Source organism: Aeromonas sp. FDAARGOS 1414, assembly GCF_019047065.1.
Taxonomy (GTDB): Bacteria; Pseudomonadota; Gammaproteobacteria; order Enterobacterales; family Aeromonadaceae; genus Aeromonas; species Aeromonas veronii_A.
In genome coordinates, this window is record NZ_CP077210.1 from 3,794,013 (window position 1) to 3,807,716 (window position 13,704).

The 13,704-nt window shown below is 56.8% G+C and carries 14 protein-coding genes; 11 read left to right on the plus strand and 3 right to left on the minus strand.

Annotated features, from left to right (window positions below; all coding sequences use genetic code 11):
• The first annotated feature begins 53 nt into the window (after nucleotides 1–53).
• The 4 genes from I6L44_RS17170 (at nucleotide 54) to I6L44_RS17185 (ending at nucleotide 3,331) form a co-directional block, all read left to right on the plus strand.
• Nucleotides 54–1,184, plus strand: a complete 1,131-nt coding sequence (locus I6L44_RS17170; protein ID WP_216952614.1) for a PotD/PotF family extracellular solute-binding protein — start codon at nucleotides 54–56, stop codon at nucleotides 1,182–1,184.
• Between the two features lie 389 nt (nucleotides 1,185–1,573).
• Complete coding sequence (locus I6L44_RS17175; RefSeq protein WP_040069930.1) at nucleotides 1,574–2,230, plus strand: DUF3313 domain-containing protein; 657 nt, start codon at nucleotides 1,574–1,576, stop codon at nucleotides 2,228–2,230.
• A 100-nt stretch (nucleotides 2,231–2,330) separates the two neighbouring features.
• Nucleotides 2,331–2,693 carry a cystatin domain-containing protein gene (locus I6L44_RS17180; RefSeq protein ID WP_042054283.1) on the plus strand — a complete coding sequence of 121 codons (363 nt, stop codon included), beginning with the start codon at nucleotides 2,331–2,333 and terminating at the stop codon, nucleotides 2,691–2,693.
• 125 nt (nucleotides 2,694–2,818) lie between these two features.
• Nucleotides 2,819–3,331 (plus strand): cupin domain-containing protein, encoded by a 513-nt coding sequence (locus I6L44_RS17185; protein ID WP_040095029.1) that lies wholly within the window; start codon nucleotides 2,819–2,821, stop codon nucleotides 3,329–3,331.
• A 101-nt stretch (nucleotides 3,332–3,432) separates the two neighbouring features.
• Here the strand turns inward: I6L44_RS17185 and I6L44_RS17190 are convergent, their stop codons facing one another.
• On the minus strand, nucleotides 3,433–3,933 hold the full coding sequence (locus I6L44_RS17190) for a DUF1993 domain-containing protein (RefSeq protein WP_042054282.1): 501 nt from the start codon (nucleotides 3,931–3,933) through the stop codon (nucleotides 3,433–3,435).
• Nucleotides 3,934–4,244: 311 nt separating this feature from the next.
• On the opposite strand from I6L44_RS17190, the gene ydfZ reads away from it, so the two are divergent.
• From ydfZ to I6L44_RS17210, 4 genes are all read left to right on the plus strand, one after another.
• The gene (gene ydfZ / locus I6L44_RS17195) at nucleotides 4,245–4,442 is read left to right on the plus strand and encodes a putative selenium delivery protein YdfZ (protein ID WP_005357022.1); all 198 of its coding nucleotides are present in this window, start codon (nucleotides 4,245–4,247) and stop codon (nucleotides 4,440–4,442) included.
• 199 nt (nucleotides 4,443–4,641) lie between these two features.
• Nucleotides 4,642–5,079: a DUF2846 domain-containing protein gene (locus I6L44_RS17200; protein ID WP_216952615.1), complete on the plus strand. Its 438-nt coding sequence runs from the start codon at nucleotides 4,642–4,644 to the stop codon at nucleotides 5,077–5,079.
• A gap of 58 nt (nucleotides 5,080–5,137) precedes the next feature.
• Nucleotides 5,138–5,437: a hypothetical protein gene (locus I6L44_RS17205; RefSeq protein WP_216952616.1), complete on the plus strand. Its 300-nt coding sequence runs from the start codon at nucleotides 5,138–5,140 to the stop codon at nucleotides 5,435–5,437.
• Between the two features lie 332 nt (nucleotides 5,438–5,769).
• Complete coding sequence (locus I6L44_RS17210) at nucleotides 5,770–6,459, plus strand: hypothetical protein (RefSeq protein WP_216952617.1); 690 nt, start codon at nucleotides 5,770–5,772, stop codon at nucleotides 6,457–6,459.
• Between the two features lie 100 nt (nucleotides 6,460–6,559).
• On the opposite strand, the gene I6L44_RS17215 is transcribed toward I6L44_RS17210, so the two are convergent.
• Both I6L44_RS17215 and uvrD read right to left on the minus strand, forming a co-directional pair.
• Complete coding sequence (locus I6L44_RS17215) at nucleotides 6,560–7,114, minus strand: hypothetical protein (protein ID WP_216952618.1); 555 nt, start codon at nucleotides 7,112–7,114, stop codon at nucleotides 6,560–6,562.
• A 141-nt stretch (nucleotides 7,115–7,255) separates the two neighbouring features.
• Nucleotides 7,256–9,427: a DNA helicase II gene (gene uvrD, locus I6L44_RS17220; RefSeq protein ID WP_216952619.1), complete on the minus strand. Its 2,172-nt coding sequence runs from the start codon at nucleotides 9,425–9,427 to the stop codon at nucleotides 7,256–7,258.
• Between the two features lie 507 nt (nucleotides 9,428–9,934).
• Between uvrD and I6L44_RS17225 the strand changes: the two genes are divergently transcribed.
• The 3 genes from I6L44_RS17225 (at nucleotide 9,935) to I6L44_RS17235 (ending at nucleotide 13,702) form a co-directional block, all read left to right on the plus strand.
• A complete protein-coding gene (locus tag I6L44_RS17225) occupies nucleotides 9,935–10,933 on the plus strand; it encodes a BMP family protein (RefSeq protein WP_005340803.1) in 999 nt (332 codons plus the stop codon).
• Nucleotides 10,934–11,018: 85 nt separating this feature from the next.
• Nucleotides 11,019–12,584, plus strand: coding sequence for an ABC transporter ATP-binding protein (locus I6L44_RS17230; protein ID WP_216952620.1), 1,566 nt, complete (start codon nucleotides 11,019–11,021; stop codon nucleotides 12,582–12,584).
• On the plus strand, nucleotides 12,584–13,702 hold the full coding sequence (locus I6L44_RS17235; RefSeq protein ID WP_216952621.1) for an ABC transporter permease: 1,119 nt from the start codon (nucleotides 12,584–12,586) through the stop codon (nucleotides 13,700–13,702). Before I6L44_RS17230 ends, I6L44_RS17235 begins: the two co-directional genes overlap by 1 nt.
• Nucleotides 13,703–13,704: the final 2 nt, after the last annotated feature.

Consider the following 13,704-nt stretch of genomic DNA (forward strand, 5'->3'; position numbering starts at 1 on the left):
TCGGCGCATGGGCCTATACTCCAACAAGGTTTACCTGTCAGGAGTGCCCGGCCATGCGTCTACTGCCTCTTTGCTGGTTGTTGGGAATGACCCCGGCGCTGGCGGCCCCGGTTCAGCTCAAATTGCTGGAGTGGGGCTATCTGCCAGCGGGTTATGAACAACAGTTTGCCGACTATGCCAAAGCCCATGGGGTGGAGGCGACGGTCAGCCGGATCGAGCCGCTGCTGACCGATTTCGACAGCGTCTACCGCGCCCTGCGCACCCGCAGCGCCGATGTGGTGCTGCCGACCAGCTACTTCTACAAGGCCCATCACCAGCCGCTGTTCAAGCTGCTGCTCCCCATCGATTTCAATCGCCTGCAGCACTACCCCGAGGTGAAGCCCGCCCTCAAGAACACCGAGTATGACAAGCAGGGGGAGCGCAACTACTCGGTGCCCTTTTCCTACGCCATGTTCAGCCTCGCCTATGACAGCAAGCAGGTGCCGCAAGCGCCCACCAGTTGGCAGGTGCTCGCCAACAGCTCGCCGCCCGGTCAGTTTGCCGAGTTCTGCGACCAGTTCGAGCCGCTGCTCTTTTCGGTACTGCTCTCGCTGGGCAAGTCGCCCGCCCTGTTTGCCAGCGGCGAGATGCTGGCCGACAAGACCTTGCAGCAAGAGGTGGAGCAGCAGCTCTCGCAGCGGCTGCGAGCCAGTCGCGGCTTCTGGTTCAATCAGGCCAACCGCTGCGAGGATCTGCGCCAGCAGACCTTTGCCACCACCTGGGGGCTGGAGCTGGTGGAGTGCAACAAGCAGAACGAGCAGCAGTGGCGGATCGCCATGGTGCAGGAGGGGGCCATCTATGCCCTCGATGCGATCTCCATCGCCCGTCATGTTGGCGATGATCCTGCACGGCTCAAGGCCGCCTACCTGCTGGTGGATTTTCTGCTGAGCGCGCCGCTGCAACGCCAGATGCTGGTGGGCACGCCCACCATTTCGGCCAGCAATATTGCCTCCCGGCCACCCCTCAGCCCGCAGGAGCAGGCGGTGCTGCCGGATCGCCCGCTGCCGGAGTTTGACGAGCGACTGCTGGTGCCCGCGTTGCCCGCCCATATCAAGAATCGCTACAAACGGATGGTGCAGCAGGCGATCGTCGCCAGCGGCAAAGAGGGGCTGGTCAAGCAGTGCCCCTGGGATCTCGATAACTGATGAATGAGCCTGCCGCTTCTCCGGTGGCAGGCAAGTTTGCGCAAGATGATTGATGATCGGTCATCGCCCGTTCCAGGGCATTCCCCCGTTCAACTCATGCCGCCCGCGGCTCGCATCGTTTGAAAAAACTGAGCGCTTTCCGCAGCCCCATTTAGCCGGATTAAACAACCGAACCCTCGCCAGATTGCCGTTCGTACCCTGGCTGACCCTGTACAAAAGTGCCTCAATTGTGACAACTTGGATGTGAGCTGAACAATCCTGATCTGTCCCTTGTGGGAAGGTGATGAATAGGTTATTTCTCTGTGACATTGGCGGCATCCGGCACGGGTTATCCAGCCATGTGGTGCGAAATCCACCGCAAAAACAAACAGTAAAATGCAGGAGCAAATATGAAAAAGGTCGTGATGGTTGCCGTGGCTGCGGCCCTGCTGGGTGGCTGCGCCGTCAAGAATCAGGTATCCCACAGCTTGCAGGCGATCCCGTTGACAGCCTTCCAGCAGAGCGAGAGCAACCCCAATCAGCGCGTCTACAAGGAGCCGGGTGTTGATCTGCGCCAATACAATGAGGTGCTGCTCGATCCGCTGCAGTTTATTCGTCAGGAGAACGGTCAGTGGTATCTGCTGACCGCCAATGAACAGAACCAGATTGGCCGCTACTACCACGACAAGTTCCAGAGCGAGCTGATCAAGCAGGGCGTAAAGATCGCCACCGCCCCCGGCCCGAAAGTGATGCGGATCCAGGCCGCTGTCACCAACTTCGACCTGACCCGCCCCGACCCCAAGCTGCGTGACCTGCTGCCGGCCAAGATCGCCATCAACGTCACCCGCGAAGTGATCGGCAAGGAGCCTTATCTGCTCAAGGTGGGCAGCATGGCCCAGCTGCTCGACTCCCAGAGTGGCAAGCTGCTGGTACGGGTGATGGATGCCCGTGAGAGCACGGATACCACCCACAAGGATGAGCCCATCACCGCCGAGGAGATGGAGAAGATGATCGACCAGTGGGCGGCCAGCCGTGCCAAACAGCTGGCGGACAATCTGGGGCGCTGATCGATTGGTGCGTCCAAGCGGGGCGCAGCGGGAGCCTTTTGGGCTGCAATAATGGCAAGATGTTGATAAGGTGGTCATTTTGCAGGCAGGAGAAAATGATATGAAACGCGTGTTGTTACCCATCCTTGTTGCTGGCCTGTTGAGTGCCTGCAGCACCTCGTCACCCACGCCGGAGTGTGCACCGATGGCGGGTGGCTGGCAGAGTCAGCCGTTGCCCAATGCGGAAGGGGAGGCTGCGCTGGCCAGCGTGCTGGCTCGCATGAACACGGCCGCCAAACTGCAGAGCATCCGCGAGGTGCGCAGCCAGGTGGTCTCCGGGGTCAACTACGACATCGAGTTCCAGCTCGACAACGGAGAGGTGTGGAACACCCGTGTCTATCGGGATCTTGCCGGCAACTACCAGATGACCCGCCCGGCTGCACAGGGCGAGCTTCCTCCCTTGCCTTGCGTCAAGGCCAAGTAATTCCTGCTTGTTGAGCCCCTCGTCAGAGGGGCTCATCTGACCAGAAAATTTCTGCTTTTCTCCCCGCATTCTGACAGTCAGGATGACCCCTCCCGTGACTGCATCCTCATAGAAAAGGAACCGCTATGAATCGCCACCCCTGCATCAAACACTGGAGCGAGCTGCAAGAGCAGACGCCGCGCTACTACTCCGGCAGTCAGGAGCCCCTTTCTCGCGGCTGCGCCCTCGGCAAGCACTTCGGCTTTAGCCGCATCGGCATTCACCACGAGATTGTCGAACCCGGCCATCGCACCAGCTGGCCCCATGCCGAGAAGACCGAAGACGAGTTTGTCCATGTGCTGGAAGGGACTCCGGATGTCTGGCTCGACGGCGTGCTCTATCGGCTGCAACCGGGTGACTCGGTCGGTTTCAAGGCCGGTGACGGGCTGTCCCACGCCTTTATCAACAACACCGAAGAGACTGTCCGGCTGCTCTGCATCGGCGATACCGATCGGGAGGACAACCGCATCCACTACGCCGTGCACCCCGAGCGCAATATCACCCTCGGCAAGCTGCACTGGGATGACGTGCCCGAGCGTGAGCTGGGGGATCACGACGGCCTGCCCGACAAGCTGCGCGAGAGCAACGGCCCCTTCTAGAGCGCAGCCCTTCTGCGCACCAGATCTGCACCACCCGATATAAAAAAGCCTGCCGCGTGGCAGGCTTTTGCTATCTGTTTGCCGCCTGTAGCGAGCGGCGCTTATTGCAGGTTGAGCCCGCCCAGATAGTCGCGCTTGCCGAGATCGACCCCGGCGCGGCGCAGCAGGGCGTAGGCCATGGTGAGGTGGAAGTAGAAGTTGGGAATGCCGTACTCATGGACGCAGGTATGGCCATCCATCCCCTTGCCGCCCGCCCAGTGGGGCAGGTAACGGCCGCTGGCATACTGGCTGTAGTCCGCGTCCAGCTTGCCTTGCAGATAGCTGATGGTCTTGCCGATATGGGCGCGCAGATCGGCGATGGTCTTGGGGTCATCGCCCATGGCCGGCAGCTCGCTGTGGCTGGCGGTGGCCACCACGGCGCGGGCCGAATCGCAGCAGATCAGCACCTGCTTGGACAGCGGCAGCATATCGACGATCAGCCGATCGCCGAAGAAGTTCTCCACGTTGAACTGCTTCGCCGCGGCGTGGGCCTCGGCCTTGGCCAGACAGTGATCCAGATTGGTCAGCATCTTGATGAACTGGGCGGTAATGTCGCGATTCATGAGCACTCTCCATCTTGTTGAAACAGCGGCCCGCTTGCGCGGCCACGGTGAATGAGACTGGCTAATCGGCCACCAATATACCCCAACCGCTGCCGGGTTCGAGCCCGCTACGATGAAAAGGGCAGGGCAGCGCTACTTCGCGCGACAACCGCTGGCCAAGGGGCCATGCTCGCTTTCTGAACCTGTGAGTCCCTTATCGCCCCTTTTTTGATCTGTGACATAAATCACCTTTTTTCAGGGGCGTAGGCTGAATGCGGTTGTCCTGGACACGCGCCTGCGCATTCGCCAGGACACAAGAAAAGGAGAATGAGATGAAGATCTATGACCGTAACCGCAATGTGCTGAACCAGGGTCAGCGCGTCATGATTGCCGCCACCGGCGCAGTCGATTTTCTGAAAGAGGCCCACACCGATAATATGACCCCCTATCAGGCGGAGCATGAGAAGTGCGTGCTGCTGGCAAACTCCGGTGAGCGCTACGCCCCCATCGAGTTGATTAGACTAGGCTGATCCCTTTCCCTGTCACCCTACTCTTTACAATTCACCCGGCCGCCGCGCCTGACGGCCGGGTTTCTGATCTCCCCCCCTTCATCCCACCAAATGCCGAAAAATTGAGCTGGGTCACACCCCGCTCGATTTGAGCGATTGTCAGTCAGTGCAGGCTCATGCGAACCTTTAAGCCCCGTTAACTCACTAAAAAATAACGACTATGTTCAGGCGAATAATGATGGGCGCCGCCCTGCTGTCGGCGGCGCTGCTTTCCGGTTGTGCTTCCGTGCCCATGGCCGATGCCACCGCAGACGCGCAGGCCAAGCAGTTTGTAGCCCCCAAGGATGCGGCCAACCTCTATATCTATCGCAACGAGACCTTCGGTGCGGCGGTGAAAATGCCGCTGCTGGTGGATGGTATGGCGGTCGGCGATACCGTGGCCCACACCTACATCCTCAAGCAGGTGACACCGGGCAGCCACACCATCACCTCAAAGTCGGAGAACGATGCCACCCTGACCCTCAGCACCGAGGCGGGTAAAAACTACTACGTCTGGCAGGAGGTCAAGATGGGCCTGCTGATGGCCCGCTCCAAGCTGAGTCAGGTCAGTGAGGAGGAGGGCAAGCAAGGGGTGATGGAGAGCAAGTTGGTCAAGTGATCAGATGCTTCCACCTAAAGAGCTGGACGTAATCGAATAATCGGAGAACAGAGATCAAATGAAACTGAATAATTCTTTAGTTCGTCGTGGTGGAAAAACATCATCAACTTGGTCTGGTAATACAGAGAAAATTTCAGCCTACACAGACAATAAAGGCCTACGCTTCCGTTTTTCCATTCCATCAAAGGGTGGCGGAGATACTGATATTCTGCTCAGCGTGGGTAACGAAGATATGGCGGAGCTGCTCAAAGTTCTTGCTAGAACATGCCCAGATTTGGCTAGCGCATTTGCTGAAGCAGGAGGCATCGCAGTTGCTGAGTCACTCAAAGCTTTAGCACAGAAGGGGGCTGGCACGTAATTCGGAACAACAAAACGTACCTTACGACGCATTTATTGGTGTTTCGATACGGAAATTCTGAAACTTAGCTATGGCGTTATAGGGTCCATCGGTTCGTATAGCGAGGGGAGGGAATGATGGCTCGGCGTGTCAATCTGCTGGAGCGGCGCAACAACAGGTTACTGGTGGGGCAAATTGACCTGTTGAGTCGTCATGTAGTTGGCCGATTGGCCTTATTCAACCTGCCTTCTTTACGCGTTCATTTCAATGGGCTTTGCTAATCAAACCCGTTCTTCTTGAAAAGAACTGGGATGATAAATTGAATTTTCTCAAATTTTTATAGGGAGAATATTATGTCTGATAAAATAAACTACCCTGATCTTATTTACTCTTTGAGTACGAACTCCTTAGGTCTTAACAATGGCGGTGACTTGCCAATAGGCATCTTAATAATTTTTGTTTTCGCAGTAGTGCTATTTAAAACAATGAGCAATTTAAATCTTTCAGAATTAGCTCATACATATGAAATGATGAGGAAGAGAAATATTGTTGAATTGGTTGAACGATTGAATGATAAAAGTGAGAATGATGATTCATATATGCCATTGAAAGAAAAAATCGAAGCCTATGATTTTAAATTGGCAACAGGCATATATACGAGTGAAGCAAGAAGAAAAGTTTTAATTGAACTGCATAGCATGAACCCTAAAATAAATACGTGGGAAAGATTAAATAGTGCTATGAAATTTATGGGCGAAGATGACTCTATCAGAGACTTTACGAAGCGAGATGTTCTTGAGAAAAAATTATTTACACTACTCGGACATCTCTGTGAAATGTTAGCGGTGCTCTCTCTATTATTTACTGGGTTATTAGGTGTGTTCATTTCAGACACGAATTTCCAAGAGCTAATATGGTTGCTATATACAATTATTTTCGCTTTTTCTGGTGTATTTTTTCATCGTCAAAATTGGCCGTATATTTCAGCAGAAAAGATAAAAACAGTGATAAAAAACACCATGAAACACAATGGCGAAAATTAGAGTTTATTTGCCAAGCCTCAATGATAGGCTCAGTAAATAATAGAGGTTATGCCCATATCCTCGAATATCAGAATACGAGTCATATTACGCTAACGTCCGATCACGCTTCGCTAATCGAACCTACAGACCTATTTATCTTTAAGGTACGCATGAATTCCAACGCATCTAAAAATAAATCAGAAAGTTCTTGTCGAGAAATCACCATATCTTCATTAACTTTCCAAGCTATACCGACATCATAATCAAAACCTGGATACGCTATCTGGAAGTCTGTTTTCTTGTGGTCTCTAGCGGGTTCCAGTTTCGCCAGTGGTATCCGCAAACGAGCGAATCGGGTTCTTACGGCCTGGAATCGATGCAATACTACAATTGAATCGTCACTTCTTTGTTCTTTAAGGAACTGAGTAAGTGTTCGCACAACCTCATATGCACCTAAAATCCACAAATAAGAATGTGTAAGATGGCGTTGTATCAAGTTATAATCGTTATTGGCATCACCACCATTCTTGTATTTCTGAACCAAGTCAAAATCTATCTCACATAGGTTTGCATCCATCTCTCCAAGATTTTGCACAAGGCTCATTAAAAAAGGCTCAAATCTCATCAATCCAATTGATACTTTAAGCCAGCGTTCAAAACGTAAATCACTATTCATTATCTGTTCCATGGAAATGAAAGTTTAAATATTCGTAGGTTCGAATGGCGAAGCGTATTCAGACGATCGTGTTATTAAATATGTCGCTATAACGGATATACAAACCAGCCCGGCTTAATGCCGGGTTGGTTAAGTTAATAATCAAATAGCTTCCAGTCTGGCATACGCCGTCACCAGCCACTTGGCGCCAACGTCGTCGAACTGGATCTGCACCCGGCTCTGCTGGCCGACCCCTTCGAAGTTGAGTACCACCCCTTCGCCGAATTTTGGATGGAGCACCCGCTGGCCGAGCTTGATGCCGCTGGCGTCGAAGCTCTGCTGCACCTCGTTCTGGCTAAAGCGGCCGTACTGGGTGGGGCGGCTGACCTGAGTGCGCAGCCGGATCTCTTCCAGACACTCGGCGGGCATCTCGCGGATAAAGCGGCTCGGCTTGTGGAACATCTCGCGGCCGTAGATGCGGCGGCTCTCGGCATAACAGATGTAGAGCTTCTCCATGGCGCGGGTCATGCCGACGTAACAGAGGCGGCGCTCCTCTTCCAGCCGGCCCGACTCCTCGGTGGATTGCTGGCTGGGGAACATGCCTTCTTCGACGCCGACCAGCAGTACCAGCGGGAACTCCAAGCCCTTGGCGCTGTGCAAGGTCATCAGCTGCACCGCGTCGGCATATTCGTCGGCCTGATTCTCGCCGGATTCCAGCGCCGCGTGGGCGAGGAAGGCGGAGAGATCGCTCATATCTTCCAGCTCGTCCGGGCGCTGGTACTGGCGGCAGGCGGTGACCAGTTCGTCCAGGTTCTCTACCCGCGCCTGGGATTTCTCGCCCTTTTCCGCCAGATACATCGCCTTGAGGCCGGAGTTCTGGATGGCGATATCCGCCTGCTGGTGCAGCGGCAGCAGGGACACCTGCTCCTCCAGCGCATCGATGAGATCGACAAAGCCGCGCACCGCATTGCCGGCGCGACCGGTCAGCACCTTGTCGTTGAGCAGGGCCTTGGCCGATTGCCACAGGTTGAGCCCCTGATCCCGGGCGTTGCCGCGCAGGATCTCGAGGGTGCGATCGCCGATGCCGCGGGTCGGGGTGTTGACCACCCGCTCGAAGCTGGCGTCGTCGCCGCGGTTGTTGATAAGCCGCAGGTAGGCCATGGCGTCTTTGATTTCCTGCCGCTCGAAGAAGCGCAGGCCGCCGTAGATGCGGTAAGGCATGGCGTCCTGCATCAGCGCCTCTTCCAGCACCCGCGACTGGGCGTTGGAGCGATAGAGGATGGCGCAGTCGGCCAACAGGCCGCCCTTTTCCTTCCAATCCTTGAGGCGGCCGACCACGAAGCGCGCTTCGTCCACCTCGTTGAAGGCGGCGTAGAGCGAAATCGGCTCGCCCTCGGCCCCTTCGGTCCACAGCTCCTTGCCAAGGCGCTCGGCGTTGTTGGCGATGACGCTGTTGGCCGCTTTGAGGATATTGGCGGTGGAGCGGTAGTTCTGCTCGAGGCGGATGGTCTCGGCCCCCTGATAGTCGGTCAGGAAGCGCTGGATGTTCTCGATCTTGGCGCCGCGCCAGCCGTAGATGGACTGGTCATCGTCGCCGACGATCATCACCTTGCCGCTGTTGCCCGCCAGCATCCGCAGCCAGGCGTACTGGATGCCGTTGGTATCCTGAAACTCGTCCACCAGAATGTTCTGGAAGCGGTCGCGGTAGTGCTCGAGGATGTGCGGCTTGTTCAGCCACAGCTCGTGGGCGCGCAGCAGCAGTTCGGCAAAATCCACCAGACCGGAGCGATCGCAGGTCTCCTGATAGGTCTTGTAGATCTGCTGATAGGTGCGGGTAACGGGGTCGCCGTAGAGGTCGATGTCACCGGGGCGCAGCCCCTCGTCCTTCTTGCCGTTGATGTAGCCCATCACGGCGCGCGGGGCCCAGTGCTTCTCGTCGAGGTTGAGCGCCTTGAGCACCCGGCGGATCAGCCGGTACTGGTCGTCTGAGTCGAGGATCTGGAAATCCTGCGGCAAGCCCGCATCCAGATGGTGGGCCCGCAGCAGGCGGTGGGCGATACCGTGGAAGGTGCCGATCCACATGCCGCGCACGCCGTCGCCGATCACCTTCTCGACCCGGCCGCGCATCTCGGCCGCCGCCTTGTTGGTAAAGGTGACCGCGATGATGGAGAAGGGTGAACAGCGTTCCACCTGCATCAGCCAGGCGATACGGTGCACCAGCACCCGGGTCTTGCCCGAACCGGCACCGGCCAGCACCAGCAGGTTGCTGCGGGGCGCCGCAACGGCATCTCTTTGCTTGTCGTTGAGCCCGTCGAGCAGGGTTGAAACGTCCATCACCACTCCTGTTTATTTATACAGGCGGGGATTATACGGCCATCCCCCCTGCCAGACCAAATCCAAACTCGGGGGGAGGGGCGAGATGGGGGCTTGCAGGGGCGCCGGTGCGGCCAATTTTGGCTGGCGCAGAGAGAACTGGACGGGGAGGTTTCCAGCTGTAGCCAATCCTTGCTCACGCGGTTTGTGGGGATTTTGCGAGCCGGATCACGGGCTTGCCGGGGGGCTGGATGAATAACAGGGGAAAACGGTTTACAGTAACTTGCTGAACAATAAGAGAAATGTCGTTTGGGTCTTTTGGTTGTTAGCATAAAAAACTGAAAAGTAGCTAAAAAACAACTGCTTATAAGGTTATTTGCTTAGAATTCAAACCGTTAACGCAAACGTTTTTCCCTTATCATTTGCTTGACCCGCATCGGGGCTGACTTAGAGTAAGCCTGCGTGCTAGATAGCCTGCTCTGACAGGCAAGCAAGTTCCCTCACTTAATAACAATCAAGGATACGATCGTGACTAAAGTGCTCAAGCTGGCCACCGTGGCCTCCCTCACTCTCGCTGCTCTCTCTGCTCAGGCTGCTTCCGAGCCAGCCGTCATTTATGACACCGCGGGCAAGTATGACAAATCATTCAACGAAGCCGTGTTCCGTAACGGCGTCGAGCTCTACAACAAGGACAAGGGCGTCAAGGTCAAAGAGTTTGAACCCCAGAACGAAGCCCAGCGCGAGCAGGGTCTGCGTCGTCTGGCCAGCCGTGGCAACGGCCCGATCGTGGCGGTCGGTTTCAATATGGGTTCTGCGGTAGAGAAGGTTGCGACCGAATTCCCGAAAACCCAGTTCACCATCATCGACATGGTGGTCGACAAGCCGAACGTCCAGTCCGTCATCTTCAAGGAGCATGAAGGTTCCTTCCTGGTGGGCGCACTGGCTGCCATCGCTTCCAAGAGCGGCAAGGTCGGCTTCGTGGGCGGCATGGATATCCCGCTGATCCGCAAATTCCAGTGCGGCTACGAGCAGGGTGCCAAGTTCGTCAATCCGAAGATCGAAGTGTTCCAGAACATGGCGGGCTCTACCCCGGCCGCGTTTGCTGACCCGGCCAAAGGTGCCGAGCTGGCCAAGTCCCAGTTCGCCAAAGGTGCTGACGTGGTTTACGCCGCAGCTGGCGGTACCGGTATCGGTGTCTATCAGGCAGCCAAGGACAGCGGCAAGTTCGCCATCGGGGTGGACTCCAACCAGAACCACCTGCAACCGGGCACCATGCTGACCTCCATGGTCAAGTCTGTGGGTCTGGCCGCTTACCAGACCTGGGATGACGCTGCCAAAGGCGAGTGGAAGCCGGGTATCAAGAACCTGGGTCTGGCCGAAGGCGGTGTGGATTGGGCGCTCGACAAGGACAACGAGAAGCTGATCACCCCGGAAATGAAAGCCAAGGTGGATGCCATCAAGGCCGAAATCATCGCTGGCAAGGTCAAGGTTCATGACTACATGAGCGATAACACCTGCAAATACTAATTAGATAGTTGCTACGACTCTCAACGCACCACCGGCCCGCACGGGCCGGTTTTTAGTCTTATTTCATGAAACGCAGGGCTGCATCATGGACCAGACAGATCGCTATGCCATCGAATTAAGAGGTATCGATAAGCGGTTCGGCGAAGTGTACGCCAACAAGCTGATCGACCTTAAGGTTCGCAAAGGCAGTATCCACGGCATTGTCGGCGAAAATGGCGCCGGTAAGTCCACCCTGATGAGCATCATTTATGGTTTCTACCATGCCGACAAAGGCGAGATGCTGATCGACGGGAATCCTTTCAAACCCCACGGCTCACAAGATGCGATTGCCGCAGGCGTGGGCATGGTTCACCAGCACTTCATGCTGGTCAATAACTTCACCGTATTGGAAAACGTCATCCTCGGCGCTGAGAACGGCTGGCACCTTCAGCAGAGCGTGGCGTCAGCCGAAAAGCTGCTGGGCGAACTGGCGCGGGATTATGGCCTCGACGTGCCGCTGCACGAGAAGGTCGAAGATCTGCCGGTTGGCTTGCAACAGCGGGTCGAAATTCTCAAGGCGCTCTATCGCGGCGCCCGCATCCTGATCCTCGACGAGCCGACCGGGGTACTGACCCCGCAAGAGGCGGATCACCTGTTCGAGGTGCTGAAAAAGCTGCGGGATCAGGGGGCAACCATCATCCTTATCACCCACAAGCTGCGGGAGATCCTGGCCATTACCGATCAGGTTTCCATCATGCGCCGTGGCGAGATGGTGGCCCACGTCGCCACCAGGGATACCGACAAGGAGCAACTGGCCGAACTGATGGTGGGCCGCAAGGTACGCCTCAAGGTCGACAAGGGGCCAACCCAGCCCGGTGAAGCCAAGCTGAAGATCGAAGGGCTCAGCTACGTCGACGCCAGCAAGGTGGAGCGGGTCAAGTCCGTCAGCTTCGAGGTGCGGGCCGGTGAAGTGGTCGGCATCGCCGGGGTCTCCGGCAACGGCCAGTCCGAACTGCTCAGCCTGCTTGGCGGCATTCTCAAACCGAGCAAGGGCTGCTTCACCATCAGCAGCCGCAGCGGCGTGCACAAGGTGAGCGCGGAGCACCCGGCCGATCCCGAACTGGTGCGCAACTACGGCCTCGGCCATGTGCCGGAAGACAGGCACAAGATGGGGCTGATCAACCGCTTCGAGGCGAAAGAGGCCTTTATCCTCGGTTATCACCGCCGTCCGCAATACAACAAGGGGTGGCTGCAGAACAAGGAGGCGATCCAGCAGGATTGTCAGGCCAAGATGGAGAAGTGGGACGTGCGCCCGCCCCATCCCGATCACAAGACTGCCAACTTCTCCGGTGGCAACCAGCAGAAGCTGGTGATCGCCCGTGAAGTGGAGCAGGACCCGGATGTGCTGTTGATCGGCCAGCCGACCCGCGGGGTCGACATCGGCGCCATCGAGTATATCCACCAGCAGATCATCGCCATGCGCGACAAGGGCAAGGCGGTGCTGCTGGTCTCGGTGGAGCTGGACGAGATCATGAGCCTCGCAGACCGGATTCTGGTGATTGCCGATGGTCGCATCGTCGGCGAGCTGGATGGTGCCAAGGCGGATGAGCGCACCATTGGTCTGATGATGGCGAACATAGTGCCGGACGAAGTTGCCAAGGAGGCCCACTGATGAGCCAAGTACGTATTCCTGCCTGGGTCTCCGTAGGCGTCTTGTCTGCGGCCAACATCCTGCTGGCCTTCCTGGTGTCGGCCATTCTGTTCTACTACCTCGACATCAACCCGGTCGATGCCGCCAAGATCATGTGGTACGGCGCGTTCGGCACCGGTGAAGGGGTCGGCTTTACCCTCTACTACGCAACCGGCTTTATCTTTACCGGTCTGTCGGTGGCGGTCGCCTTTCACGCCGGTCTGTTCAATATCGGCGGTGAAGGTCAGGCCTATATCGGCGGGCTCGGTGTGGGTCTGGTCTGTCTGATGCTTGGCGATGTGCTGCCGTTTGCCCTGCTGTTGCCGCTCTCCATCATTGCCGGTGGTCTGTTCGGCGCCGCCTGGGCCTTTATTCCGGCCTGGCTGCAAGCCAAGCGCGGCAGCCACATCGTGATCACCACCATCATGTTCAACTTCATCGCCGCCTCCCTGATGGCCTATCTGCTGGTGGAGGTGTTCAAGCCGCCCGGCTCGATGGCGACCGAGAGCAAGGTGTTTGCCGAAGCAAGCTGGCTGCCCAAGATGAGCGGGCTGGCGAACCTGTTCGGGATGGAGATCCCCAACAGCCCGCTCAATATCAGCTTCTTCTGGGCGCTGATCTGTGCGGCGCTGGTGTGGGTCTTTATCTGGCACACCCGCTGGGGTTACGAGATCCGCTCGGTCGGCGCCAGCCAAAGCGCCTCCGCTTACGCCGGTATCTCCTATCCCAAGGTGGTGATCCTGGCGATGGTCATCTCCGGCATGCTGTCGGGCTTCTTTGCCCTCAACGTGCTGCAGGGTGAGCTGCACCAGATCAAGCTCAACTTCGTGGAAGGGTTCGGTTTCACCGGTATCGCGGTGGCGCTGATGGGGCGCAACCATCCGGTGGGCGTCATCATCGCTAGTCTGCTGTTTGGTTTCCTCTATCAGGGGGGCGCCGAGCTCAGCTTCGAGTTCGGTGTCGACCGCAACATCGTGGTGGTGTTGCAGGGTCTGGTGATCCTGTTCTGTGGCGCCCTTGAGCACATGATGCGTCCGCGCATCGAGCAGCTCTATCTGGCGTTTGCCAACCGCTCAGCCGCACAAGCTAAAGGAGTCTGATC

Excerpts from the sequence above, each read along its gene's own strand:
- I6L44_RS17215 (WP_216952618.1), bottom strand. The coding sequence starts at position 7,114 with ATGAATAGTGATTTACGTTTTGAACGCTGGCTTAAAGTATCAATTGGA.
- I6L44_RS17170 (WP_216952614.1), top strand. The coding sequence starts at position 54 with ATGCGTCTACTGCCTCTTTGCTGGTTGTTGGGAATGACCCCGGCGCTG.
- I6L44_RS17175 (WP_040069930.1), top strand. The coding sequence starts at position 1,574 with ATGAAAAAGGTCGTGATGGTTGCCGTGGCTGCGGCCCTGCTGGGTGGC.
- I6L44_RS17190 (WP_042054282.1), bottom strand. The coding sequence starts at position 3,933 with ATGAATCGCGACATTACCGCCCAGTTCATCAAGATGCTGACCAATCTG.
- I6L44_RS17185 (WP_040095029.1), top strand. The coding sequence starts at position 2,819 with ATGAATCGCCACCCCTGCATCAAACACTGGAGCGAGCTGCAAGAGCAG.
- I6L44_RS17180 (WP_042054283.1), top strand. The coding sequence starts at position 2,331 with ATGAAACGCGTGTTGTTACCCATCCTTGTTGCTGGCCTGTTGAGTGCC.
- uvrD (WP_216952619.1), bottom strand. The coding sequence starts at position 9,427 with ATGGACGTTTCAACCCTGCTCGACGGGCTCAACGACAAGCAAAGAGAT.
- ydfZ (WP_005357022.1), top strand. The coding sequence starts at position 4,245 with ATGAAGATCTATGACCGTAACCGCAATGTGCTGAACCAGGGTCAGCGC.
- I6L44_RS17205 (WP_216952616.1), top strand. The coding sequence starts at position 5,138 with ATGAAACTGAATAATTCTTTAGTTCGTCGTGGTGGAAAAACATCATCA.
- I6L44_RS17235 (WP_216952621.1), top strand. The coding sequence starts at position 12,584 with ATGAGCCAAGTACGTATTCCTGCCTGGGTCTCCGTAGGCGTCTTGTCT.
- I6L44_RS17200 (WP_216952615.1), top strand. The coding sequence starts at position 4,642 with ATGTTCAGGCGAATAATGATGGGCGCCGCCCTGCTGTCGGCGGCGCTG.
- I6L44_RS17210 (WP_216952617.1), top strand. The coding sequence starts at position 5,770 with ATGTCTGATAAAATAAACTACCCTGATCTTATTTACTCTTTGAGTACG.
- I6L44_RS17230 (WP_216952620.1), top strand. The coding sequence starts at position 11,019 with ATGGACCAGACAGATCGCTATGCCATCGAATTAAGAGGTATCGATAAG.